This window comes from Lysobacter sp. DMC97, from assembly GCF_056313745.1.
This window is the reverse complement of the sequence record NZ_JBQUZR010000003.1, coordinates 273,255-297,626: the sequence shown is the minus strand read 5'-3', so window position 1 is coordinate 297,626 and position 24,372 is coordinate 273,255. Positions and strand designations below refer to the sequence as shown.

Genomic DNA, 24,372 nt, shown 5'->3' with positions numbered 1-24,372 from the left:
CGTCAGCGATGCGGCTGCGCCGGAAGCGGCTTCAGCCCCTTCGGCGGCGGCAGCGGATCCATCGCGCGGAAGCGGCGCGAGTACTCGTCGGTCATCGTGCGCAGTTCGTTCTGGTCGCGGATGATCGTCGCGGTCAGCAGCACCACCACTTCGGTGCGGCCCTGGTCGCTGCTCTGGTGGCCGAACAGGCCGCCGATCACCGGGATGCGGCTCAGCCCGGGCAGGCCCGAGGAACCGCGGGTGGTGCTGTCCTGGATCAGGCCGGCGAGCAGCACGGTGTCGCCGCTGCTGGTGACGGCCTCGGTCTTCAGGCGGCGGGTGTTGATGCGCACGTTGCCGTTGGCGTCGGCCTGCGAGCCCGGCGAGCTGACCTCCTGCACGATGTCCAGGAACACGGTGCCGTCCTTGGTGACGCGCGGACGCACCTTCAGGATCACGCCGGTGTCGAGGTACTGCACCTGGCTGACCGAGCTGCTGTTGCCCAGCACCGGGTTCACCGACACCGAGGTCACCGGGATGCGACTGCCGACGTTGAGCGTGGCTTCGGAATTGTTGCGGGTGAGCACCGAGCCGGTCTGCAGCAGGCGCACGTCGGAGACCTGGTCGAGCGCGGTGATGATCGCCGCGGCGTCGTTCTGGATCAGCGTCCACGCCAGGCCCGGGCCGGCCTTGCCGCCGCCGAGGCTGGCGCCCAGCGTGCTCCACTTCGGCGGCGTCGCGCCGCCGGGGCTGGTGACGTCGGGCAGGCCGTTCTCGGTGGTCGCGTTCTCGAGGAACCAGCTCACGCCGTAGGACAACTGGCCGCTGAGCGTGACCTCGACCACCTGCGATTCGATGTGCACCTGCAGCGGCATCACGTCGAGCTTCTCGATCACGTCGAGGATCGAACGCCAGGCCGACGCGGTGGCGCGGACCAGCAGCGTGTTGTTTTCCTGGATCGCCGACACCGCGACCTTGTCGCCGCCGACTTCGAGGGTGACGCTGCCGCTGCCGCCCTGCGACGGGCTCAGCGACAGGCCGCCGCCGCCGAGGCCACCGCCGCTGCTGCCGCCAACGCTGCCGTTGCTGCCGCCCGGGTTGATGCCGCTGCCGTCGTAGCCGCCGCCGTCCTTGCTGCCGCCGTCGCCGCCGCTGATGACCGCGGTCTGGCCGCCGGGGATCAGCGAGTAGCCGCCGCCGTCATCGTTGCCGCCGCCGCTGCGGCCGCCGCTGCCGCCGAAGACCTCGCTCAGGCGCGCAGCCAGTTCCTTGGCGGTGACGTACTTCAGTTCGTAGGAATACAGGCGCACGCCTTCGCCGGCGCCGTCGATGCGCTCGATCCACTCCTGGATGTCGTCCAGGTAGTCGGGCTGCGAGGTGATCGCCAGCACCGCGTTCGCGCCTTCCAGCGGCATGAAGCGGAACATGCCGGCGACCGGCGACTTGCTCTGCTCGCCGAACACCTTCTCCAGGTCGGTGACGACCTTCTGCGCCTTGCTCGACTGCAGCGGGTACACGCCCACCGACATGCTGGACATCCAGTCGACGTCGAAGATCTGGACCGTGCGCAGGTAGTTCTCCAGCTCCGCGCGGGTGCCGGCGATGGTGATGACGTTGCGGCCGGGATCGACGGTGACGATGGCGTTGGGGCGCGCGAACGGCTTGAGCAGCTTCTCCATCTCGGTGGCCGAGATGTAGCGGAGCTGGACCACGCGCGACTCGAAGCCGCGCGCGGCGTCGGGCGAGCCGGTGCGCGGGGTGACCACGCCGGTGGCCAGCGCCTGGTCGGACGGCACGATGCTGTAGCGGCCGTCGCTGTAGATCATCCGCGCGTTGTTCCAGCCGAGGATCATCTCCAGCACCGACAGCGCCTGCGCGGCGCTGACCGGCTTGGGCGTGGCGTAGGTGACGGTGCCCTGCACGCCCGGGGCGATGGTGTAGTTCTGGCCGAGCAGGTCGCCGAGGATGGCCTTGACCACCGCGTGCAGCGATTCGCCCTCGAAATTGAAGCGCGCCTCGCCGCTGGTGGCGCCGATGTCGGGCAGCGGCGCGGCGGCGGCGGCGCTGTCGATCACCCGGCCGCTGCCGCGGCGGATGCGCGGCTGCGGGCGGCCGTCGTCGGGGCGATCCGCGTCGTCCCCGGGCGCGGCGGCCGCGTCGGCGGGCTTGCCGTCGGGCGTGACGTTCATGGTGCGGTCCTCGGCGCGGACGATCCGCGGCTGCGGGCCGGCAGCGCAGGCCGCGAGCATCGCGGCCAGCATGGCCGCGATGAAGACTTGGCAGGAGGAGCGCCGAACAAATCGCAGGGTCATCGTGTGGATCTCAGGGAGTTTGGCCCGGCGCTCCGCCGGGATTCTGCGCGGCTTGCGCGGCCTGTTGGCGGAGCTGGGCGCGGCGCGCCTCGATCCGCCTGCGGATGGCTTCCAGCTGGGCCTCGGTGGAGACCGGGGCCGGCGGCGTGTTGGCGACCGGCGTCGGCGGCGGCACCGCCTGGATCGGCTGCGGCGGCGGCACCTCGCCCGGCGCGCCGGGCGGCGGCTGCGGCGGCTGCACGGTGACGACGCCCCCCGGGCCGACCATGCCGCCCGGGCCGGCGGCCGAGATCGGTGGCGGCTGCGGCGGACCGCCGGCCGGCGGCGGGGCGTCGCCGCCCACGCCGTTGAACACGCGCAGTTCCAGCACGCGGTCGCCGTCCGGGCCGCGGAACGTGGCCTGGCGCGGTTCGATGGCGGCGAGGGTCCACTGCGGCGCGGTTTCCACCACTTCGCCCATCTTCACCCGCACCGGCGCCGCGCCGTCGGTCGGCGGACGCAGGATCGCGATCTTCGTGTCGCCGGCGATCAGCACGCTGGTCAGCAGGAAATCGAAGGTGTTGGCCTTGGCCTCGTCGGTCGCGCCGCCGATGGTGAACGGCTGCGGCTGGCGGTTCTCGGAGAAGATCGGGCGCAATGCGATCGTCTGGTACTGCGCCTGCGGGCCGGGGCGTTCGGCGGCGGGGATCTTCGTCGCCGGCAGGCGCTGCGGCGGGACGTCGTCCGGCAGCGGGCCGAGCCGGCTGCCGAGGCCGACCAGCGCGAACACCCACAGGCACACCGCCCAGCCGGCGACGCCGGCGAGCAGCCAGGTCCGGGGACTGAGACTATCGAGCCGCATCGCTGTTGCCTCCCGCGGCGGGCGCGACATAGCCGTACAGGTCGAAACTCACGTCCACGCCGCCGCCGGTGGGCGCCTGGTCGGGCGTGAAGAAGAAGCGCTGCGCGGTGACGTTGAGGTTGTCCACGAACAGCCGCGGCGAGCCGCTTTCCAGCGAATGCAGCACCGCCGCCAGTTCCGGCGTGCCGCACTGCAGGCGGACCTGCACCACCGCGCGCTGGAAGCGTTCCTTGCGCGGCTCGGTCAGCGGCGAGCGGTTCTGGATGGCGCAGCTGCGGTTCTTCGGGCTGGCCTCCTGCACCGCGGTCTCGAGCCGCTGGATCAGCGACGCCGTGGCCAGCTCGGTGCTGCCCTCGCCCATGAAGCCGGGCAGGCGCGCGGCCTGTTCGCGGACCTCGCCGAGGCGTTTGCGGATTTCCGGCGCCTGCGCGAGCGTGGCGCGGGCGCGGGCGTCGCGCTCCTTCAGGTCGTCGATGCGGTCCTGCAGGTCCAGCATCGGCACGGTCCACCAGGTGTGGACCAGTAGCAGGTAGGCCACCAGCAGCACCGCGACCAGCAGGCCGAGTGCGGCCCAGCGCTCGCGCGGCGGGACGGTCGTCGTCGTGGTCATGGCGCGCCCTCCGTCTCGGCCACGGGACCGCCGCGCGCGGGCTTGTCGCCCTTCTTCGGCGCCCCGGTGACGGTGAGTTCGGCGACCAGCGTGAAGCGGTCCTTGCCCTTGGTCGGGTCGGGCATCAGCGCGCCGGTGAGGTTCATCGCGTGCCAGAGCTTGGAGGACTGGAGCTTCTCCACCAGCTGCGGCGCCTGCGAGCTGAGGCCGATGATCAGCAGGTGATCGCCTTCGATCGACACCTTCTCGACGTAGGTGTCGTCGGGCAGGCGGCGGGTGAGTTCGTCCAGCACCTCGACGGTGGTGGGGCGGCCGTTGCGGGTCTGCTGCAGGAAGCGCAGGCCCTCGACCAGGTCGACCAGCTGCTTCTTCTCCGCCGACACCTTGCGCGCCTGCTGGCTGCGCTGCTTCGCATCGGTTTCGAGCGTGTCGGCGGCGGCCTCGCGGTTGCTGCGGATCTGCCAGAGCCCGGCGCCGGCGGCGACCAGGGCGATGACGGCCAATCCGGCGTTCCACGCGGCGCGGGGGTCGCGGCGGCGGCGGCGACGCGCGCCCGGCAGCAGGTTCACGCCCAGCGGCAGACCGTCCGGACCGGCGATGTCGACGCCGGCGAGCGTGGCGACCAGCGGCTCGCCGAGCGCGGCCAGCGCCTGGTCCAGCGCGGCGCGCGGCACCACCACCAGTTCGGCGTCCAGCTGGTCGCCGCGGCGGCCGATCAGGCGGGCATCGTGGTGCACGTCGTCGGCGGAGAACGGGGTCTGGCGGTCGATCTCGAAGCCGAGGACGTCGCGCAGGCGGTCGGCGGCGGCGGCCGGCAGGCTCAGGCGGCGGCGCAGGCCGGTGGACGCCGGCAGCACCAGCCAGCGCGGCAGGCCGGCGATGCGCGGCGAGAGGATGCGGGCCAGCGGATCGCCGACGGCGGTGGCGACGACCTCCTGCGGCAGTTCGGCGAGGGTGCGGACCGCCGCCTCGCCGGGCTGCGCCGGCATGGTCAGCCCGAGCAGGAGCATGTCGTCGCGGGTCTCGACCAGCAGGCGCTGCTGGGCCAGGCCGAAGACCGCGCGCATCCGCGGCGGCAGCCAGCTGCCCAGGGCATGGATCCACCAGGCCCAGAAGCCCCGCAATCCCGGCCACGCACGGCCGAGCGCGGCCTGCGGACCCTTGGGAAGCGCCCGGGCGGGCGTCGCGTTGTCGGCGGATGTGCTCAGAACCTGTCCTCGTTCGATCGCCGCGGCGCGCCCCCATGGCACGCCACGCACACATGACCCCGTGGATCCCGAAAGGTTCGGGCTCCCGGAGCGGAAAGGGTGCGGGCCCGCGACGGGCCCTGGCCGGAGCGACGGAGTGCCGGACTCATCGCACGATGGCGCCGACGTCCCAGCGCAGCGGCGTGTAGGCCGACCCCGGCAGCCCACTGTTGCCGGCGCGCACCACGGCGCGGAGCACCGAGACGCGACCGCCACGCAACCGCGCACGGCTGTCGATACTATACGTGCCCGTGCCCGCACCGACGAGCGGCGGCGCCTCCCCCGGCTGGCGCGGCCGGCGCCGTTCCGACAGGGTGCGATCGGCGTCGATGCCCATCGCCTGCAGCACCTTGGCGTCGGCGTATTGCTCGTTCGGCCGGCCCTGGCCGCTGTAGACCGTCAGGTGCGGCGCCAGCTTGGCGAACAGCTCCGGGGTCATGCCCAGCACCAGCTGGACCTCGGCCACGGTCTCGAACGGCGCGTCCTTGGCGCCGTACGGCAGGTCGGCGCTGGCGTAGTCGCCGTCCTCGCCGCCGCCTTCGGCCTGGGTCAGCGTGTCCGGATCGCGCCAGTCCATGATCGCGGCCGCCAGCTTGCGCGCCGCCGTGCGCTCGACACCCTCCGCCTGCATCAGCCCGGCCAGCAGGTCGAGATCGGCCGCGTTGAGGTCGATCTTCCCGGATTCGTCGGTGATCGTGATCTTCACGTCGGCGTCGCCGTAGTGCCAGTCGTAGTCGCGGCCGTCCGGCAGCCACTGCCGGGACTGGTCCAGGTCGACCACGCGGGTCATCGCGTATTCCAGCCCGGCGCGGGCGGCCTCGTCGGCGACCACGCCGTCGCTCAGCGTCCGCCCCTGCAGGTATTCCACCCGCGCGGCCATGGCGAACGCGCCGACGACCGCGGTCAGCAGCGCGATCAGCCAGATCACCAGCAGCAGCGCGGCACCGGACGCCGTGCGGCGCTGCGGACTGCGACGACGGGGACGATTTGGGCGGTGGCGCGGCGCGGCGACCATCACGGCACCTGCTGCGCCACGCCGCCGTAGCCCGCCGCCTGCGGCAGCGACACCACGATCGGCGGCCAGGCTTCACCGCTGGCGTCGACGATGTCGATGCGCACCTGCAGCGGCATGCGGTCGGCCTGCGTCCACGCGTCCTGCCAGTCGGCGATGCGCATCTGCGGGTCGAGCGCGCGATAGCGGATCTTCACCTCGCGCAGGCCGCCGACCAGCGATTCCGGCGGCCGCGGATTCGCTTCCTCGATGATCTTGTTCCCCAGCACCACCGCGAACTGCGCCTGCAGGCGCACGCCGTCGCCGTCGCGCACCACCGTGATGTCGTGCAGGTGCGGGCCGCCGCGGCCGAGGTAGGCCGGCAGGTCGGCGACGAAACGCAGGCGCTCGTTGTCGCCGATGAAACGCGACGGATTGCCGGTCCTGCTGTCGAGGTCGAACGCGACCGGCAGCGCGGACGCGATGCGCTTGCGCAGGAAGCCTTCGACCGCGCGCATGCGCTCGTTGCGCTGCGCGCGCGCCTCGCCGCGGGTCGCGGCATGCGACGCCGCGCGCAGGGTGGCGAAACCGAGGGTCATCGCCGCCGCCAGCAGCACGGTGGCGACCAGCAGCTCGATCAGGGTGAAGCCGGCGATGCGACGGCGATGGCGACGGCGGCTCACGGCACCCGTCCCATCGCGTTGAGATCGGTGGGCGTGACCAGCCGCAGCGAGCGGATCGCCAGCGTCTGCCGCGGCCCGCCGTCGCCCCAGTGCAGCACGAGGTCGAGCTGCATCAGCTGCGGCGCGCCGAGGATCTGCTCCTGCTTCTTCTGCACGGACGGATCGCGGTACGGCGAGACCGTCAGCTCCCAGCGGTAGCGGCCATCTTCCAGTTCGCCGTCCTTGCTGCCCGGCACCAGCGCCTCGCCGACGCCGGCCTGGTCGAGCAGCGACTGCGCATGCAGCGCGGCGCGGCCGTATTCGTCGGACAACTTCACCTGCTTCGTCGCGTTGGTCATCGCGCCCAGCAGCAGGCTGAGCGCCAGCGCGAGCAGGCCGAACGCGACCACGACCTCGATCAGCGTGTAGCCGCGCGCGGCGGCGCGGCGATGGGATGGGCGACGCATCATCGCCTCGCCTCGCCACGATGCAGCGCCACTTCGCCGGTCAGCCAGGCCACGTCGACGTTCCACACCGCGCGCTCGTGGCGCAGCTGGATGCGGCCGCCGGTCGACGCGCCGTCCTCGAAGAACAGGATCACGCCTTCGCCCCGCTTCGTCTGCACCTGGCGCACGCCGGTGAACTCCACGTCGATCGACGACGGCAGCGTGCCGTCATGGTTTTTCGCACCGGTCCAGGTGCGCTTGTCCGGCACCACTTCGAAGCGCTGCACGGTGCCGGTGGCGATCGCCTGTGCGCGGGCGAAACGCAGTTCGGACGCCAGTTGCTTCGCCGCCGAACGCATGCGCATGCCGTCGATGCCGCCGTTCATCGCGCCCACGGTCAGCAGCGTGAGCGCGGCGATCAGCGTGACCACCACCAGCATCTCGATCAGCGTGAAGCCGGCGGCACGGCGGTCCGCGGCGGAAACGGCCGGTCGGCGTTGGCGTCGGAAGCGACGGGTGCGCATGCGTCGACGCCCGGAGCCGAGGCTCCGCGCTTACTGCTCGTAACGGAGGTCGGCGTCGACGCTGCTGCCGCCCGGCTTGCCGTCCTTGCCGTAGCTGATCAGGTCGAACGGGCCGTCCTGGCCGGGCACGGCGTACTGCAGCGGATGATTGAACGGATCCTTGAGCTGGTCCTTCTTCACGTACGGCCCGATCCAGCCGTTGGCCTGCGGATCGGTGACGAGGTCTTCCAGCGTGCGCGGGTAATCGCCGACGTCGGCGTTGTACTGCTCGATCTGCGCGGCGACCTGGCCGAGCTGGGTCTTCGCCAGTTTGTACTTGGCCTTGTCGCTGTTGCCGAAGATCTGGCTGCCGACGACCGCCAGCACCGCGCCGATCAGCACGATCACGATGATGATCTCGATCAGCGTCATGCCGGCCTGCGAGTGGCGCGGGGAATAGCGGCGGGTGGAGCGGCGGGCGTGGCGCATGCGGGTCAGTCCATTCTTGGAGGGAGGACGCGGGGGCGTCCGGAATTATAGGGCGGGCCGTTCTCGTGCCATGAGCACGACGGTCACAGCGAACCGGTGAGCTGGTACATCGGCAGCAGCACGGCCATGATCACGAAACCGATCACCAGCGCGAGCACGATCGTGATGATCGGCACGAGCAGCGCGAGCATGCGGTCCAGCGCCTGCCCGGTCTCGGCCTCGAAGGTGTCGGCGGTCTTCAGCAGCATGCTGTCGAGCGCGCCGGACTCCTCGCCGACCTGGATCATCTGCAGCGCCAGGCGCGGGAACCGCTTGCCCTTGCCCAGCGCCGCCGACAGGCCGATGCCGTTCTTGACGTCTGCGGCTGCTGCTTCGACATCGGCGATGAGCGCCTGGTTCCCCAGGATGCGACCGCCGATGCCCAGCGCGGTGAGCAGCGGCACGCCGTTGCGCAACAGGGTGCCCACGGTGCGCGCCAGCCGCGCGGTCTCCATGCGGGCGACGATCGAGCCGGCGAGCTTGCGCTTGAGCAGCCATTCGTCGAACCGCGCGCGGAATGCCGGCTCGCGGAACTTGCGCGCGAACACCCAGACGGCGACCGCGGGCAGCGCCACCAGCAGCCACCACCAGTCGTGGACCACGTTGCCCAGCGCCAGCACCATCCGCGAGAACAGCGGCAGCTCGGTGTCGAGGTTCTCGTACATCTGCGAGAACTGCGGCACCACGTAGCCGAGCAGGAACAGCAGCGAGAAACCGACCATCGTCACCAGGATGGCCGGGTAGATCAGGGCGTTGATGACGCGACCGCGCAGCGCGCGGCTGCGTTCGAGATAGTCGGCCAGCCGCTGCAGGGTGTCGTGCAGGCTGCCGCCGGCCTCGCCGGCGCGGATCATGTTGACGTACAGCCGCGAGAACGCGCCGTGCTGGCGCTCCAGCGCCACCGACAGCGAGGTCCCGCCGCGAACGGCGTCGCGGATGTCGGAAATCGTGCGCCGGGCGACGTCGTCCTCCGGCAGTTCCAGCAGGATGGTCAGCGCGCGGTCGAGCGGCTGGCCGGCGCCGAGCAGGGTCGCCAACTGCTGGGTGAACTGCACCAGCCGCGCGCCGGCGAACGGCCTGGGCTTGAACAGGCTGCGCAGCGCGAGGCCGTCGCTGCCGCCGGCCGGGCGCGTCTCCATCGGCAGATGGCCCTGCTCCTGCAGCCGCAGCACCACGTCGGCGTCGCTGGCGGCTTCCATCTGGCCGTCCAGGACTTCACCGCGGCTGTTCAGGGCTTTGTAGCGGTACAGGGGCATGGCAGGCGATCGACCGGGGGGTGGGCCCGCCGGCACGGGCGGGGTCCGGCAGCATATCGGCCGCCGTCCGCGATTGGGAGCCTCCGCAGCGGCGAAGGTTCCCCGCCTCGCCGGTCAGCGCCCCGGTCAGCCCTCCGTCGGCAGCGGCACCGACGGGTTCATCACCACGCCGTTGATGACCTTGACCGCCGCCTCGACCTTCGCCGGATCGATCGTGGCCTCGCGGTTGACGCTCTGGTAGGTCGGGAAATCCGGCTGGTTGCAGGCGAACATGCTGACGCACAGCATGTTCATCATGCGCGAGCCGCGACCGCAGTCGTAGCCGGCACGGCAGGCGGCCAGGCTCCAGGCGCGCTGGCCGACGGCGCCTTCGAAGGCGGCGGCCTGGGCCTTGTCAGGCCAGCGGTCGTTCAAGCGCGGCGCCAGCGTCGTCATCTCGAACATCGCGTCCGGATCGCCGCTGTTGCGCAGCTCCTCGACGAAGTAGCGCATCTTGCCGAAGCCGATCTGGTTGGTCGTCCGCGCGACGTAGCGCATCTGCGAGGTGAGATCGCCGGCCTTGGCGCTGCGGTGGAGCCAGTAGTTGGCGATGTCCGGGGTCTTGCGCATGTCGGCATCGGCCTGCACGCACAGGCGCCGGAATTCGTCGAAGACCGCGGCGATGGTCGGCTTGGAGGCCGGGTCGGCGCCGCTGAGCTGGGACAGGGTCCGCAGGTTGCTGCTGAGCGGCCCGGCGTAGGTGCGGCAATCCTCGTAGACCTCCGAGAGCCGGCGCTGCGCGACCCGGTCGCCGTCCATCGCGGCCTGGCGGATGTCGACGTAGCTGGCTTCGCGCCACCAGTGGCGATGGGTCTCGATGGCCTTGCGCACGGCTTCGGCGCGCTGTTCCGGGGTGAGGGTCGGCGAATGCGCGACCGCTTCCGTCGGGCCGGCGTCCTCGCTGCGGTCGCGGATCAGCCACCAGCCGAGCCCCAGCAGGCCCAGCACCACGACGACCGCGATCACGGCCAGGATTCCCTTCTTCATGCCCCCACCTCAGCGAAAGTCCACGGGCACCCCCCGCACGGGCCGGCCTGCGCCGGCGACGGTCCCGACCGCCGGGGGTCGGGCCGCATTGGACCGGATGTTAACGGAGCCCCGCGCCTCCGTGCATCAGGCGTCTTCCGTGACGCGCAGCACTTCTTCGATCGTGGTGACGCCGGCCAGGGCCTTGGCGATGCCGTCCTCGTACATCGTGCGCATGTTGGCCTGGCGGGCCAGTTGCTCCAGTTCGCCCATGCCGGCGTGGCGCATCACCGCGCGGCGGATCTCGTCGTTCATCACCAGGAATTCCATGATCGTGGTCCGGCCGAGGTAGCCGGTAGGCGCGATCGCGGAGCCGCGCGGGCGGAACAGATGGATCGGGCCTTCCGGCTGGTAGCGGCGCAGGTCAAACTTCTCGATCTCCTCCGGCGAGGCCTCGTAGCGCTCGGCGTGGAGGGGTTCCAGCCGGCGCACGAGGCGCTGGGCGAGGATGCCGTTGATCGTGGAGGTCAGCAGGTAGTCCTCGACGCCCATGTCGAGCAGGCGGGTGATGCCGCCGGCGGCGTTGTTGGTGTGCAGCGTCGACAGCACCAGGTGGCCGGTGAGCGCGGACTGGATCGCGATCTTGCACGTCTCCAGGTCGCGCATTTCGCCGATCATGATGATGTCCGGGTCCTGGCGGACGATGCTGCGCAGGGCATGCGCGAAATCCAGGCCGATCTGCGGCTTGGCCTGGATCTGGTTGATGCCCTCGATCTGGTATTCGATCGGGTCCTCGACGGTGATGATCTTCACGTCGGGGGTGTTGATCTTGCTCAGCGCGGTGTACAGCGTGGTGGTCTTGCCCGAACCGGTCGGGCCGGTCACCAGCAGGATGCCGTGCGGCTGCTCCAGCACCTTCTGGAACTGCGGCAGGAATTCGTCGGTGAAACCGAGCTTCTTGAAATCGAACACGACCGTCTCGCGGTCGAGCAATCGCATCACCACCGATTCGCCATGCGCGGTCGGCACCGTGCTCACGCGCAGGTCCAGCTCCTTGCCCTGCACCCGCAACATGATGCGGCCGTCCTGCGGCAGCCGGCGCTCGGCGATGTTGAGCTTGGCCATGATCTTCACGCGCGAGATCACCGCGGCGGTGAGGTTGGCCGGCGGGCTTTCGCCCTCCTCCAGCACGCCGTCGATGCGGTAGCGCACCTTCAGCCGGTTCTCGAACGGCTCGATGTGGATGTCGGAGGCGCGCAGTTCGACCGCGCGCTGGATGATCAGGTTGACCAGGCGGATGACCGGCGCCTCGGACGCGAGGTCGCGCAGGTGCTCGACGTCGTCCATGTCGCCGGACTCGCCCTCGGCGGTTTCGACGATCGCGCCCATCGCGCTGCGGCCCTGGCCGTGCCAGCGTTCGATCAGGTCGCCGATCTCCGAGCGCAGCCCCACCAGCGGGCGGACCTCGCGCTGGGTGGCCAGGCGGATCGCGTCGCGGACGTAGGGGTCCTGCGGGTCGGCCATCAGCACGTCGACCTGCCCCGGCGCTTCGGCCACGGGCACGGCCGCGAACTGCTTCATGAACTTGAGGCTGAGGTCGAGACCTTCCGGCGGCAGGTCCGGCAGTTCCTTCACCGCCAGCAGCGGCAGGCCGAGCACGTCGGCGCAGGTCTCGGCGTGGTCGCGCTCGGACACCAGGCCGAGACGGGCGATCAGGGCGAGCAGCTCGCCGCCGGTTTCCTCCTGGACGCGCTGGGCGCGGACCAGGTCGGCCTCCTTCAGCCGGCCCTTGTCGATCAACGCCGCGACGACGCGGTCGCCGTCGCTGGCGGGGGGCGGGGTCGGGTCGCCGGTCGGCGCCAGGACAGCTGCATTCACCTTGGTCGTTCTCCGTGCTGGCCCGCGCCGGGCAGGCCGGACGCGCAGGACCGTTACTGTAACCCGGCGCTCCCGCCGGAAACGACCGCGCCGCCCGAAGGCGGCGCGGTCGTGTTCCATCCCAAGGCCCGTTCCGTCGGACCCGCCCATGGGACCGCCGGCCTGCGCGGAAGTTCCGCGCCCGTCCGACGAACGGCGATGCCCGGCGCGCTCAGCGCTGGGCGACCGCCTTGGGCTGTTGATCGTTCTCGGGCGCCTGCTGCTGGGTCGGCGTGGGCGTCGCCTGCTGCTGCGTCCGCGCGGCCTCGGCCATGCGCGAGCTCTGGTCGACCGTCTGCGTCGTCGCCTGCGTGTAGTCGATGTACGAGTTCTTCGACGCCGGATTCGTCGGGTTGCCTTCCACCGCCACCAGCAGCGACTGCCCGTTCGGCGTGTTGGTCCTGGCGACGTGGTCGATCGAGTTCAGCCCGCTTGCGCGCGCGTCGGCCGCCACGGCCGCCGCCGCCTTCGTCAGTTCGTCCTGCGACTTGAACCCGCCGCTCGGGCCGAGCTGCTGCAGGTTCGCCATCGCCTGCTCGTATAGCCGGTGATCGGGATGCCGCGGATCGGCGATCGACGGACGTTCGGTTTCGACGCTGCGCTGCGGCTGGCCGGCGTCGGTCGGCGGCTTCTCGGACGACGAGGACGGCGGCGTCTGCGGGTTCGGGGTCTGCTGCGGGGTCTGCTGTTGCGGCGCTTGCTGCGGCGTCGGCGCTTGCTCGGGCGCCTGCTGCTGAGGGGCTTGCTGCTGCGGAGCCTGCTGCTGCGCGGGTGGCTGCTGGTCGGGCGCCTGCTGTTGCGGGTTCGGCGTCTGCTGCGGAGCCTGCTGCGCCGGCTGCTGCGGGTTCGTCTGCTGCTGGCCCGGATAAATGCCCAGCGCGGTCAGCGTGTCGTGGCCGGCCTTGCCGTCGACCGGTTGCAGGCCCTTTTGCGTCTGGTACTGCCGCACCGCGGCTTCGGTCTGGTCGCCGAAGTAGCCCGTCGTCGGCAGCTGCTGGCCGTTCACGCGGACACCGGCCGAGTTCAGCGCTTCCTGCAGGTGCTTGACGTCCGGCCCCTGGTCGCCGTGCACCATCAGCGTGCGCGGCGGGAATTCGAGGTACTTGCGCGGATCCACCGCCTGCCCGCCCAGCACCACGCCGTTGCTGTTTTCACGCACTTCGAAATGCAGGTGGGTGTCGCCCTGCGACGGCGTGTTGCCGCTGCGGCCCATGGTGCCGATCACGGTGTTCTCGGTGACCCGCTGGCCCACTTCGGCGCTGCGCGAATTCAGGTGTCCGTAGAGCGACTGCAGGCCGTTGTCGTGCTGGATCACGACGGTATTGCCGTAGCCCTGCATCTGGCCACTGAAGATGACGCGACCGGGCCCGAAGGATTCGATCGGATCGCCGACCTTGCCCTGGATGTCGATACCCTTGTGGTCGCGGCCGCCGGCGCGCGGCGTGCCGAATTCGCCCTCGCCCTCGCCGGGCTTGTCCGCGCGGTTGACGGTGAAGTTGCCCGGCGCCGGCCAGGTGTTGCCGCCGGGCGTGGTCTGCGCCGGATGCGGCTGCGCGGGTTGCTGCGGCTGCTGCGGCTGCTGCGGCTGGGACTGCTGCGGCTGTTGGGGCTGCGGCGCGGGCGTGCCGCGGCGCAGTTCGTCGTAGATGCCCAGCGCGGTCAGCGTGTCGTGGCCGGCCTTGCCATCCACCGGATGCAGGCCTTTCTGCGTCTGGTACTGGCGCACGGCCGCTTCGGTCATGTCGCCGTAGTAGCCGGTGGTCGGCAGCGGCTGGCCGCGGGCGTCGCGGATGCCGGCATCGTTCAGCGCCTGCTGCAGGCGGGTCACGGCGTCGCCGCGCTCGCCGTGCTTGAGCAGGCCGTCGGCCATCGGATTGACCACGAGGTCCGTCTGCGTGCGCTGGAAGTTCGGCACGAAATAGCGGTCGAAGCCGTCGTTGTTGCGCGCGATGTCGTTGTAGTACTTGCCGGTGGTGGTGCCATTGGCGTCGGCCACGGTGCCGCGGCCCTGCGCGGCGTCGATGGCGTTGTCGTAGCCGCCGAGGTGGCGCGCCTTGAGGAAGCCGGCAACCACGTTCGGCGGGGTATCGGCGGACAGCACGCCGTCGCGCACCGCCTGCTGGTAGGTGGCGTTGGAATTGGTGCGGAAGGCCTGGTCCTGCAGGTCGGCCGAGGCGAGGTACTTGTCCAGGCTCAGGCCGTTGTTCCAGTTCGAAGGATCGGCCAGGAAGCGCTGCGCGCCGCCGGACTTGCCCCACTGCCAGTCGTTGTCGAAGCCCGAGGCTTTCAATGCGGCGTCGTACTTCTCGCGATTGACCAGCCCCGCATCGGTGAGCCAGCCGGCGCCGCCCTGGTAGCGACCGTAGTAGCCGACGCCGTTGTCGGCGCGCAGGTTGCCGCCCGAACTTTCGGTGTCGACGACCGAGGCGATCAGGCGCCGGGTCCAGGCATCGTCGAGGTTCGCGATCGTGCCGGCGTGGTAGTCCGTGGCGGTGCGCACGGAGGTCTGCGGATTCGTGGCCATCGTGGTTTCAACTCCCCTGTCGTGACGGCTTCTGCTCGTCTGGAAAAGCGGCGCCGGGCGGCGTCAGGACGCGACGCAGCCCATCTCGTGGATGCGCGCGTCCGGGCGCGTGCGGGTGAACTCGTAGGTGGTACTGCCGGGGCCGGTGTTGCCGCCGTCCTTGTCGGCCTTGCCTTCCATGTACAGCGGCGCGCCGGTGCCGAGGCGGACCTCGAAGAAGGCGGTGTCGCGGCGGTCGGGGCGCGAGGTGCCGGGCATGCGCGCGCAGCGGTCGGCGATGCGCGTGACCTGCACGTCGGCGCCGAGCTGGGCGCGGATCGACGCCTCGTAGTCGTTCGACGGCGCGGCCTTGCGGAACGCCGCCATCTCGACCGCATCGCGACCGATCAGGGTCACGCCGGCCTCGGTTTCCGGCGGCAGCCCGCCCGGCGGCGGATCGGTGTCGACCCACGCGATCTTGCCGCTGCGCGAACGCGCGTCCTCGAGGCCGAGCGCACCGGGCGCGGCGACCGGTTCGGCGTCCGACCAGGTCACGCCGGCGACGCCCGCGAAGGCGTCCCAGGCCGGCGCATCGCCGGCGAACGCCTGCAGCACGCCGCGCGCGGCCGAAGCGGCCGTCGCCGGGGACGCCGGGGCATCCGCGACAGGCGCCGGTGTCGCCTCGGCGGGCGGCGCCGCGGAAGGCGTCGCGGCCGCAGGTGCGGGCGCCGGCGCCGGCGTGGCGTCGGCTGCGGGCGTGGCCGCACGCTCGCACGCGGCAAGCGCGCAGCACAGCGACAGCGCGAGCAGCGTGGCGGTCGAGGCGCGGGGAGAGCGGAAGGTCTTCCTGGAATTCATGGGGCGTCCGTCGAGGAGGATCGTGGGAGGAGGCGCCGGTCCGGCGCCGGTGTCGCGCGAACATCGCACGAACCGGCGCCTGCCGGCGAGACGGCTCAGCGGCCGCTCACCGCCACCCGGTTTTCCTGCGTCTGCGCCTGCTGCTGCGCCTCGCGCGTCCGCGCCGCTTCGGCCATGCGCGAACTCTGATCGACCGTCTGCGTCGTCGCCTGCGCGTAATCCACGTACGCGTTCTTCGCCGCCGGATTCGTCGGATTGCCCTCGACCGCGACCAGCAGCGTCTGCCCGTTCGGCGTGCTGGTCTTGGCGACGTGGTCGATCGAATCGAGCCCGCTCGCCTTCGCATCGGCCGCGACGGCCGCGGCCGCCTTCGTCAGCTCGTCCTGCGACTTGAAGCCGCCGCTCGGGCCGAGCTGCTGCAGGTTCGCCATCGCCTGCTCGTACAGCCGGTGGTCCGGATGCTTCGGATCGGCGATCGACGGCTTGTCGGTGTCGACGCTGCGCTGCGGCTGGCTGGCGTCGACCGGCGGCTTTTCGGACGAAGCGGACGGCGGCGTCTGCGGATTCGGCGTCTGCGGATTCGGCGTCTGCGGATTCGGCGTCTGCTGCGGCGCCGTCTGCTGCGGCTGCTGCGGGTTGGGCGTCTGCTGGGGCGCGGTCTGCTGCGGCGGCGTGGCCTGCTGCGGATGCGGCGCCTCCGCCTTCGGCGCCTGCTGCTGGCCCGGATGGATGCCCAGCGCGGTCAGGGTGTCGTGGCCGGCCTTGCCGTCCACCGGATGCAGCCCCTTCTGTTCCTGGTACTGCCTGACCGCCTGCTCGGTCATGTCGCCGAAATGGCCGGTCGTCGGCAGCGGCTTCCCGTTCACCTGGATGCCCGCCGCGTTCAGCGCTTCCTGCAGGCGCTTCACGCCCGGGCCGTCCTCGCCCTTGATCAGCAGCTTGTCGTCCAGTCCGCCGCCCGGCGCCTGGGTCTGGCCGGTCGCGCCGGCGTTCTGGGTGTACTTGTTCGGATCGCCGCTGAGCGCCTTGTAGGCCTGGTCGGCGGTCATGCCCGACTGCAGGTTCTTCTGGTACTGCTCGCGCATGTGGTCGAGCGCGGTCTGCACTTCCTTCGGCGTGATCGACGCCGAATTGTTGCCGACCTTGTCGTAGTGGCTGCGGCCGCCCTTGTCGGGATCGCCCACGCTGGCGAACTCCATCGACAGCGCGACCTGCGCGCTGTGCAGGCCCTGCGGGCCGCCGGTCTTGCCGGTGATGTAGTTGTGCACCGCCGGACGCTTCTCGTCGATGAGGTAGTCGGCGAACATCTTTTCCTGCAGCTGCGGCGTGAACTTGGCGTTCTTGTCGATGCCGAGCTTCTCGACCGTTTCCTTCAGCGTGGTATCGACGAACTGGTACTTGCCGACCGCGAACAGGTAGTTCGGATCGCTCTTAGACAGCTCCTGGCGACGCATGACCTCGCCGACGGTCAGGTCGGTCAGGTTCTGCGGCTTGCTGCTGTCGCCGGCGTTGCCGCGGTTGTAGGAGTTGTAGCTGCCTTCGCCGCGACCGATCAGGCGGCCCAGTTCGTTGTCCGGCCCGAAGCCGTAGGGATTGGTCTGTGCCGACGTCTGCGACGGTTGCTGCGGCTGGCTCGGCGGTTGCTGCGGCTGGCTCGGCGGTTGCTGCGGCTGGCTCGGCGGCTGCTGCGTCGGCGGCGGCTGCTGCACGGGCGGCTGCTGCGGGTTCGGCTGCGGCGTCGTCTGCTGCTGCTGGCCTGGATAGATGCCGAGCCCCTTCAGGGTATTCTCGCCGGCCTGGCCGTCGACCTTCAGGCCATGCTGCTCCTGGTACTTGCGCACCGCGGCCTCGGTCTTGTCGCCGAAGTAGCCGGTGGTCGGCAGCGGCTGGCCCGCGTCGTCGCGGATGCCGGCCTTGTTCAGCGCCTCCTGCAGCCGCTTCACGCCCTCGCCCTGCTCGCGCACGGTCAGCAGGGTGTCCTTGAGCGTGCCGCTGTCGGGCGACGGCGTGGACCCGCCGGGCTGCGCGGGCGCGACGACGCCGTTGTTCTGGATCCGGCCCTGCAGCACGTCGTTGATGTAGCGCTGGAACTGCGCGGGTTCGACCTCGACGTGGGCGTGGGTGCCGTAGTGGTGGCGCCCCTTGGGGCCGGTGCCGGACTGGATGCCGAGCGGCTCGCCGTAGTGGATCAGCTCGCCCTCGCGCTTGGTGAACGTACGGTCGTCCATGTGCAGCACCTGGCCGATCAACTGCGCACCCGGCGTGCCGAAGGGCTTGTCGTAGATGCGCACGCCACCGAAGGTGTTCGGGTTCAGGTAGTGCGCATAGCCTTCGATCGGCGCCGGCACGGACACGTTGGCGTTGCCCGACGGGTCCTGGAAGATGATGTCCTTCTTGACCAGCGTGTGGCTGCCCTCGCGGCGCGTCGACTCCAGCTCGCCGTTGACGAACTGGCCGTGCGAATCGACGGCGGCGGCGTTGCCCGTGCGCACGGCTTCCCGGTTGGTGTTCGGATGATGGATCGCCAGTCCTTCGTAGGACGTGACGGAAACATTCCGGCCAAGGTCTTCGCGGGGTTCCAGCAAGGTGTAACGGGACATCGGGAAAGCCTCCTCGGGGGTGCGGCAATGGCCGCCGGCATCGAAAGGAAAGAACGGGGAGCGTCAGGGACTCGGCATTTCGGGATCCTGGGTCAGCGACCAGCAGCCGCCGACGTTCTGGAACCGGTACGAATTGCCTTCGGACACGTTGTAGTCGTAGCTCAGGAAGCGGGAATCGTCCGACTCCCGGGTCACGTGGAGCGCGAGCGGCTTCTGGTCGGCCTGGCCGGTCGAATCGATGAAGTGGAAAGCGCCGCCGGAGAAGCCGACGTTGAAGCCGGTGTACTTGTCGCGCGCGACGTAGACCATGCGCTCGTGGTCGCCTACGTCGTCGGAATGCAGCTCCGCCACCTTCACCAGCGGCGCCGTGAAGGCGGAGCGCACCTGCGCGTCGGACGCGAATGCCTTGAGGAAGGCGTCGAAGTCGGCGGACGGGCATTGCGCCGAGGCGGCCGCAGCGGGCAGCGGCAGCAATTCCGTGGACTTCACCTGCAGCGCGCTTTCCTGGCCGGGCGTGTTCCAGCGGTCGTACGGGCCGTAGGTGGTCACCTCGAGGCGGCGGGTGCCATCGGCGAACTCCATGTTGCAGTAGCCGTCGCTGCTGCAGCTCTCGACTTCGGGCAGCTCGTCGCAGACGGGGGCATCGCCGCCGATGTTCGACCGGCACTCGGGGTCGCGCAGCGGCAGCCAGCCGTCGGCGAGCAGCGCCTCGCGGACGCCGGCGTAGGGCTTGCCCTCGGCGACCGCGGCCGGCAGCGGCTTGGCGGACGGCGCCGACGCCGGCGCCGGGGCGCTGGCCGCGGGGGCGGCGGTGGGCGCTGGTGCCGCGGCGGGCGTGGCCGGCGCTTCGCCGGCGGGCGCGGGCGTGGGCGCCGCGCGGCAGGCCACCATGGCCAGGAGCAGGGCCGTGCCCAGGAGTGGGAAACGGGCGGGAAGTGCGGCGGCAAATCGGGCGGTGGCGGTCTGGGAAGGCATGGTGGTCGTCGTGTCTGCAGGTGGCGAAGGGGGCGAGGTCGCGGCCGGGCCGCGGAAGCAGCCCGGGGACATCACGGGGCTGCAACGGGCATGGGACCAGATCAGGACCGCGATAAGGAAGACGCCGGAGGACAGGGGGACGTGCGGGAAGACGACGACATGCGTGAAGCGTGAAACCCGTTCCGGAGGCCCGCGGCGCCGTCGACAGGCGATGCAATGCACGCGGAAACACGCCGCGCCATGGCAACGGCACGGGCGGTCGGGATCGGGTCGAAGGGGAGCCTCGGAGAGGCGGTCCGCGGCGCCGGGAGGCGACGGAACAGGGAGGCGCTCACGCGGCTGAAGGGGCGTGGAGCGGTTTCCGGGCCGGAACGGAATGCCGCCCGGCATGTATCGGCAGTGGCCACTGCCTGCAGTCTCGTATCAGCCATGACAACACCTGAATGGATACGATCGTTTCGAGTTTTGGACGCCGCTGCCGGTCAGGCAGTGCGGCGTGACACGCTATGTAACATAGGCACTCGCCGGCGCACCAGCCACCCCGACGAACGGCGCCGGACGGGAATGCCCCGCCCGGCGGCCGGGATCAACGCACTTCCGCGACCTCCACGCCGTCCAGGCCGGCGGCCAGGGTGCGGGCGTCGCCGCCCTGGGCGAGCTTGATCTTCAGGCGCACCTCGTTCTGCGAGTCGGCGTACCGCAGGGCGTCCTCGTAGGTGATCTCGCCGGCCTGGTACAGCTCGAACAGCGCCTGGTCGAAGGTCTTCATGCCGAGGTTGGTCGATTCCTTCATGACCTCCTTCAGCTTGTGGATCTCGCCGTCGCGGATGTAGTCCTGCACCAGCGGTGTGCCCAGCAGGATCTCCATCGCGACCTTGCGGCCCTTGCCGTCGGGGGTCGGGATCAGCTGCTGCGCGACCACGCCCTTCATGTTCAGCGAGAGGTCCATCAGCAGCTGGCTGCGGCGGTCCTCGGGGAAGAAGTTGATGATGCGGTCCATCGCCTGGTTGGCGTTGTTCGCATGCAGCGTGCACAGCACCAGATGGCCGGTTTCGGCGAAGGCGATGGCGTAGTCCATGCCTTCGCGGGTGCGCACCTCGCCGATCATGATCACGTCCGGCGCCTGGCGCAGGGTGTTCTTCAGCGCGTTTTCCCAGCTGTCGGTGTCGATGCCGATCTCGCGCTGGGTGATGATGCAGCCCTCGTGCTTGTGCACGAATTCGATCGGGTCCTCGATCGTGATGATGTGGCCGGTCGAGTTCTGGTTGCGGTAGCCGATCATCGCCGCCAGCGACGTCGACTTGCCGGTGCCGGTGGCGCCGACGAAGATGATGATGCCGCGCTTGGTCATCGCCAGCGTCTTGATGATCGGCGGCAGCGCGAGTTCCTCGACCGTCGGGATCTTCGACTCGATGCGGCGCAGCACCATACCCACCTGGTTGCGCTGGTAGAAGCAGCTCACGCGGAAGCGGCCCACGCCGGAGACGCCGATCGCGAAGTTGCACTCGTGCGTCTTCTCGAACTCCTCGCGCTGCGCCGGGGTCATCACGTTCAGCACCAGGTCGCGGCTCTGCTGCGGCGTCAGCGCGTTCTGGGTGATCGGCTGGATCTTGCCGTGGACCTTCATCGCCGGCGGCATGCCCGCGGTGATGAACAGGTCCGACGCCTTCTGGTGCGCCATCAGCTTGAGGAAGGAGGTGAAGTCGATGGTGCTCATGGGGTGCTCCGGATCTGGATGGCGGCGCTCCGGACGTCTGTCATCCCGAGCGCAGCGAGGGACCTGCTGTTGCCTTGACCTGCCGTTGGAATGGAGCGCGCCGGACGACCGTGAAGCAGGTTCCTCGCTGCGCTCGGAATGACAGAAGACTTATTCGAACAGGCGCTTGTCCTTGGCGTAGCTCTTGGCCTGCTGGCGGGTGATGAGGCTGCGCTTGACCAGATCCTGCAGGTGCTGGTCGAGGGTCATCATGCCGAAGTTCTGGCCGGTCTGGATCGACGAATACATCTGCGCGACCTTGTCCTCGCGGATCAGGTTGCGGATGGCGGGGGTGCCGACCATGATCTCCCACGCCGCGGTGCGGCCGCCGCCGACCTTCTTCAGCAGCGCCTGCGAGATCACCGCGCGCAGCGATTCGGACAGCATCGAGCGCACCATCGGCTTCTCGCCGGCGGGGAACACGTCGATGATGCGGTCGATGGTCTTCGCGGCCGAGCTGGTGTGCAGGGTGCCGAACACGAGGTGGCCGGTTTCCGCGGCGGTCAGCGCCAGGCGGATGGTCTCGAGGTCGCGCAACTCGCCGACGAGGATGTAGTCGGGGTCTTCGCGCAGTGCCGAGCGCAGCGCCTCGTTGAAGCCGTGGGTGTCGCGGTGGACCTCGCGCTGGTTGATCAGGCACTTCTGCGAGGTGTGCACGAATTCGATCGGGTCCTCGACGGTGAGGATGTGCGCGTATTCGCTCTTGTTGATGTGGTCGATCATCGCCGCCAGCGTGGTCGACTTGCCCGAGCCGGTGGGGCCGGTGACGAGGATCAGGCCCTGCGGCTGGTCCATCAGCTCGCGGAAGATCGGCGGGCAGGACAGGTCCTCGAGGGTCAGCACTTCCGAGGGAATCGTCCGGAACACGGCGCCGGCGCCGCGGTTCTGATTGAAGGCGTTGACGCGGAAGCGGGCCAGGCCGGGGATCTCGAACGAGAAGTCGCACTCGAGGAATTCCTCGTAGTCGCGGCGCTGCTTGTCCGACATGATGTCGTAGACCAGCGCATGGACCTGCTTGTGGTCGAGCGCCGGGATGTTGATCCGGCGCACGTCGCCGTCGACCCGGATCATCGGCGGCAGGCCGGCGGACAGGTGCAGGTCCGAAGCCTTGTTCTTGACCGAGAACGCCAACAGTTCGGCGATATCCATGCGTGCTCCCCGCGTTGCGATGTCGTGCGGGTCGTGGACCCGGGTGTGCGCCGGAGTATAGCCCCGCCCTTCCGGTTTGCGACCGGGGCCGCCGCCGCGGCTTCGCCGTACACTGCACGGCGTCCGCAACGTTCCGCGACCGTCGTCGCAGCCACCGCCGCCCGCCATGTCCGATCCCCTGCCGCATCCCGCGCTCGACGCCCTCCTCGCCGGCATGGCCGCCGCCTCCGCGGGCCGCGCGCCCGCGCGACTGCTGGCCGTGAGCAAGACCCAGTCCGCCGACGCCGTCGCGCACGTGGCCGCGGCCCTCCGCGCACGCCCGTCCGCCGGCCCGCTGGCGTTCGGCGAGAACTACGTGCAGGAGGCGCTGGAGAAGCAGCATGCGCTGGCCGGGCTGGGCATCGAATGGCACCTCATCGGCCACCTGCAGTCGAACAAGGCGAAGGACGCCGCGGCCGCGTTCGACTGGGTGCAGACGGTCGATCGCGAGAAGCTGGTCGACGCGCTGGCGAAGCATCGCGCGCCCGGGCAGAAGCCGCTGAACGTGCTCATCCAGGTGAACATCGACGACGAGGCCAGCAAGCACGGCTGCCGGCCGGAGGACGTGGACGCCCTCGCCGACGCCATCGCCGCGCGGCCGCAGCTCGCGCTGCGCGGGCTGATGGCGATCCCCGCCCCCGATCCCGACATGGACCGCCGCCGCGCCGCATTCCGGCGCATGCGCACCCTGTTCGACGTCCTCGCCGCCCGCCATCCAGGCGTCGACACGCTGTCGATGGGCATGAGCGAGGACTACGCCCTCGCCATCGCCGAGGGCGCGACCATGGTCCGCGTCGGCAGCGCCCTGTTCGGCGCCCGCCCGCCCAAATCCCCCACTGCCCCTGCCCCGGAGCCCGCATGACCTCCGCTTCCCCGATCGCCTTCATCGGCGGCGGCAACATGGCTCGCAGCCTGATCGGCGGGCTGATCGCCCGCGGCACCGCGGCCGATGCGATCCGCGTGTCCGAGCCGGTCGACGTCCTGCGCGACGGGCTGGCCCGTGACTTCGGCGTCGCCACCACTGCCGACAACGCCGAGGCCGCCGGCCCGGCCGGGCTGTGGGTGCTGGCGGTCAAGCCGCAGGTGATGCGCGCCGTCTGCGAGGCGCTGGCGCCGCTGGCGCAGCGCACCCGGCCGCTGGTGGTGTCGATTGCCGCCGGCATCACCGCCGCGCAGTTGCAGCGCTGGCTGGGCGGCGGCATCGCCGTGGTCCGGACCATGCCGAACACGCCCGCCCTGCTCGGCGCCGGCGTCACCGGCCTGTTCGCCAGCGCCGAAGTGGACGCGAACGGCCGCGAACGGGCCGCCAACCTGCTGGCCAGTGCCGGCAAGACGGTCTGGATCGACGACGAGGCGAAGATGGACGCGGTGACCGCCACGTCCGGCAGCGGCCCGGCCTACGTGTTCCTGCTGGCCGAGGCCATGCAGGCCGCGGCAGAGGCCGAGGGCTTGCCCGCCGAGGCCGCGCGCACGCTGGTGCTGGAGACCGTGCTGGGCGCCGCGCGGATGCTGACCGAGTCGGGCGAACCCGCCGGCGAACTGCGCCGCCGCGTCACTTCGCCGGGCGGCACCACCCAGGCCGCGGTCGAGACCTTCGAGGCCGGCGGCTTCCGCGCGCTGGTCGCCGACGCCATCCGCAACGCCACCGAACGCGGACGCCAGCTGTCCGCCGCCAACGACTGAGGCCCGCCATGCGCCCGATCCCCTTCGCCCTGTCGCTCGCCCTGCTCTGCCTGTCCCTCGCCGGCTGCGGCGACGGCGACAAGCCCCGCCCGGCCCGCAAGCTCGACGCGGTGCAGGACGCCGTCGTCCATGTCGGCGACCTCACCGTCCGCGCCAACGCGGTGTCGACCGCGCACCTCGGCGAGGCGATGGCGAAGCAGTACGGCATCCCCCGCGCCGACGACACCGTGCTGCTGATCGTCTCGGTGCGCCAGGGCCCGGACGGCCAGGACGTCGCCGTCCCGGCGGACGTGTCGGTCACTGCGCGCACGTTGTCCGGCACGCCGGCGCCGCTGCCGTTGCGCGAGGTGCGCACAGGGGAACTCGTCGATCATGTCGGCACGTTCAAGGTCACGCCGCCGGACACGCTGACCTTCGACGTCAAGGTCGCGCGCGACGGCAAGCAGATGGCGACGCTGACGCTGACGCGCGAGATCGCGGCGGAGTGAGGGCCATCCGCACGGCGCTATAGT

At 70.6% G+C, this 24,372-nt stretch carries 21 protein-coding genes; 3 read left to right on the top strand and 18 right to left on the bottom strand.

What is annotated here, in order from left to right; all coding sequences use genetic code 11:
- Positions 1–2: 2 nt before the first annotated feature.
- From gspD to ACT53Q_RS07425, 18 genes are all read right to left on the bottom strand, one after another.
- Positions 3–2,291, bottom strand: coding sequence for a type II secretion system secretin GspD (gene gspD, locus ACT53Q_RS07510; RefSeq protein ID WP_476186044.1), 2,289 nt, complete (start codon positions 2,289–2,291; stop codon positions 3–5).
- A gap of 10 nt (positions 2,292–2,301) precedes the next feature.
- Positions 2,302–3,132 carry a type II secretion system protein XpsN gene (locus ACT53Q_RS07505; RefSeq protein ID WP_476186043.1) on the bottom strand — a complete coding sequence of 277 codons (831 nt, stop codon included), beginning with the start codon at positions 3,130–3,132 and terminating at the stop codon, positions 2,302–2,304.
- Entirely contained in the window at positions 3,119–3,742 is a 624-nt protein-coding gene (gene gspM, locus ACT53Q_RS07500; RefSeq protein WP_476186042.1) for a type II secretion system protein GspM, read from the bottom strand. The genes ACT53Q_RS07505 and gspM overlap by 14 nt, the downstream gene beginning before the upstream one ends.
- Positions 3,739–4,809, bottom strand: a complete 1,071-nt coding sequence (locus ACT53Q_RS07495; RefSeq protein ID WP_476186041.1) for a PilN domain-containing protein — start codon at positions 4,807–4,809, stop codon at positions 3,739–3,741. Before ACT53Q_RS07495 ends, gspM begins: the two co-directional genes overlap by 4 nt.
- A gap of 286 nt (positions 4,810–5,095) precedes the next feature.
- A complete protein-coding gene (locus tag ACT53Q_RS07490; protein ID WP_476186040.1) occupies positions 5,096–6,004 on the bottom strand; it encodes a type II secretion system minor pseudopilin in 909 nt (302 codons plus the stop codon).
- Positions 6,004–6,663 (bottom strand): prepilin-type N-terminal cleavage/methylation domain-containing protein, encoded by a 660-nt coding sequence (locus tag ACT53Q_RS07485; RefSeq protein WP_476186039.1) that lies wholly within the window; start codon positions 6,661–6,663, stop codon positions 6,004–6,006. Before ACT53Q_RS07485 ends, ACT53Q_RS07490 begins: the two co-directional genes overlap by 1 nt.
- Positions 6,660–7,109, bottom strand: coding sequence for a type II secretion system protein XpsI (gene xpsI, locus ACT53Q_RS07480; protein ID WP_476186038.1), 450 nt, complete (start codon positions 7,107–7,109; stop codon positions 6,660–6,662). The genes ACT53Q_RS07485 and xpsI overlap by 4 nt, the downstream gene beginning before the upstream one ends.
- Positions 7,109–7,612: a type II secretion system protein XpsH gene (gene xpsH, locus ACT53Q_RS07475; protein ID WP_476186037.1), complete on the bottom strand. Its 504-nt coding sequence runs from the start codon at positions 7,610–7,612 to the stop codon at positions 7,109–7,111. The genes xpsI and xpsH overlap by 1 nt, the downstream gene beginning before the upstream one ends.
- A 30-nt stretch (positions 7,613–7,642) precedes the next feature.
- On the bottom strand, positions 7,643–8,080 hold the full coding sequence (gene gspG / locus ACT53Q_RS07470) for a type II secretion system major pseudopilin GspG (RefSeq protein ID WP_476186036.1): 438 nt from the start codon (positions 8,078–8,080) through the stop codon (positions 7,643–7,645).
- Between the two features lie 83 nt (positions 8,081–8,163).
- Positions 8,164–9,375, bottom strand: coding sequence for a type II secretion system protein XpsF (gene xpsF, locus ACT53Q_RS07465; protein WP_476186035.1), 1,212 nt, complete (start codon positions 9,373–9,375; stop codon positions 8,164–8,166).
- 126 nt (positions 9,376–9,501) lie between these two features.
- Positions 9,502–10,401: a hypothetical protein gene (locus tag ACT53Q_RS07460; protein WP_476186034.1), complete on the bottom strand. Its 900-nt coding sequence runs from the start codon at positions 10,399–10,401 to the stop codon at positions 9,502–9,504.
- Positions 10,402–10,527: 126 nt separating this feature from the next.
- Positions 10,528–12,243: a type II secretion system ATPase GspE gene (gene gspE, locus ACT53Q_RS07455; RefSeq protein ID WP_476186341.1), complete on the bottom strand. Its 1,716-nt coding sequence runs from the start codon at positions 12,241–12,243 to the stop codon at positions 10,528–10,530.
- Positions 12,244–12,469: 226 nt separating this feature from the next.
- The gene (locus ACT53Q_RS07450; protein ID WP_476186033.1) at positions 12,470–14,821 is read right to left on the bottom strand and encodes a peptidoglycan-binding protein; all 2,352 of its coding nucleotides are present in this window, start codon (positions 14,819–14,821) and stop codon (positions 12,470–12,472) included.
- A 63-nt stretch (positions 14,822–14,884) separates the two neighbouring features.
- A complete protein-coding gene (locus tag ACT53Q_RS07445) occupies positions 14,885–15,658 on the bottom strand; it encodes a hypothetical protein (protein ID WP_476186032.1) in 774 nt (257 codons plus the stop codon).
- Between the two features lie 95 nt (positions 15,659–15,753).
- Positions 15,754–18,258 (bottom strand): peptidoglycan-binding domain-containing protein, encoded by a 2,505-nt coding sequence (locus ACT53Q_RS07440; protein WP_476186031.1) that lies wholly within the window; start codon positions 18,256–18,258, stop codon positions 15,754–15,756.
- 63 nt (positions 18,259–18,321) lie between these two features.
- Positions 18,322–19,149 (bottom strand): hypothetical protein, encoded by an 828-nt coding sequence (locus ACT53Q_RS07435; protein ID WP_476186030.1) that lies wholly within the window; start codon positions 19,147–19,149, stop codon positions 18,322–18,324.
- A gap of 670 nt (positions 19,150–19,819) precedes the next feature.
- Positions 19,820–20,950: a PilT/PilU family type 4a pilus ATPase gene (locus ACT53Q_RS07430; RefSeq protein WP_476186029.1), complete on the bottom strand. Its 1,131-nt coding sequence runs from the start codon at positions 20,948–20,950 to the stop codon at positions 19,820–19,822.
- Between the two features lie 150 nt (positions 20,951–21,100).
- Entirely contained in the window at positions 21,101–22,138 is a 1,038-nt protein-coding gene (locus tag ACT53Q_RS07425) for a type IV pilus twitching motility protein PilT (protein WP_476186028.1), read from the bottom strand.
- Positions 22,139–22,316: 178 nt separating this feature from the next.
- Between ACT53Q_RS07425 and ACT53Q_RS07420 the strand changes: the two genes are divergently transcribed.
- The 3 genes from ACT53Q_RS07420 to ACT53Q_RS07410 are packed head-to-tail and all read left to right on the top strand — an operon-like array spanning position 22,317 to position 24,348.
- A complete protein-coding gene (locus tag ACT53Q_RS07420; RefSeq protein ID WP_476186340.1) occupies positions 22,317–23,039 on the top strand; it encodes a YggS family pyridoxal phosphate-dependent enzyme in 723 nt (240 codons plus the stop codon).
- On the top strand, positions 23,036–23,860 hold the full coding sequence (proC, locus tag ACT53Q_RS07415) for a pyrroline-5-carboxylate reductase (protein ID WP_476186027.1): 825 nt from the start codon (positions 23,036–23,038) through the stop codon (positions 23,858–23,860). Before ACT53Q_RS07420 ends, proC begins: the two co-directional genes overlap by 4 nt.
- 8 nt (positions 23,861–23,868) lie before the next feature.
- Positions 23,869–24,348 (top strand): DUF4426 domain-containing protein, encoded by a 480-nt coding sequence (locus ACT53Q_RS07410; protein ID WP_476186026.1) that lies wholly within the window; start codon positions 23,869–23,871, stop codon positions 24,346–24,348.
- Positions 24,349–24,372: the final 24 nt, after the last annotated feature.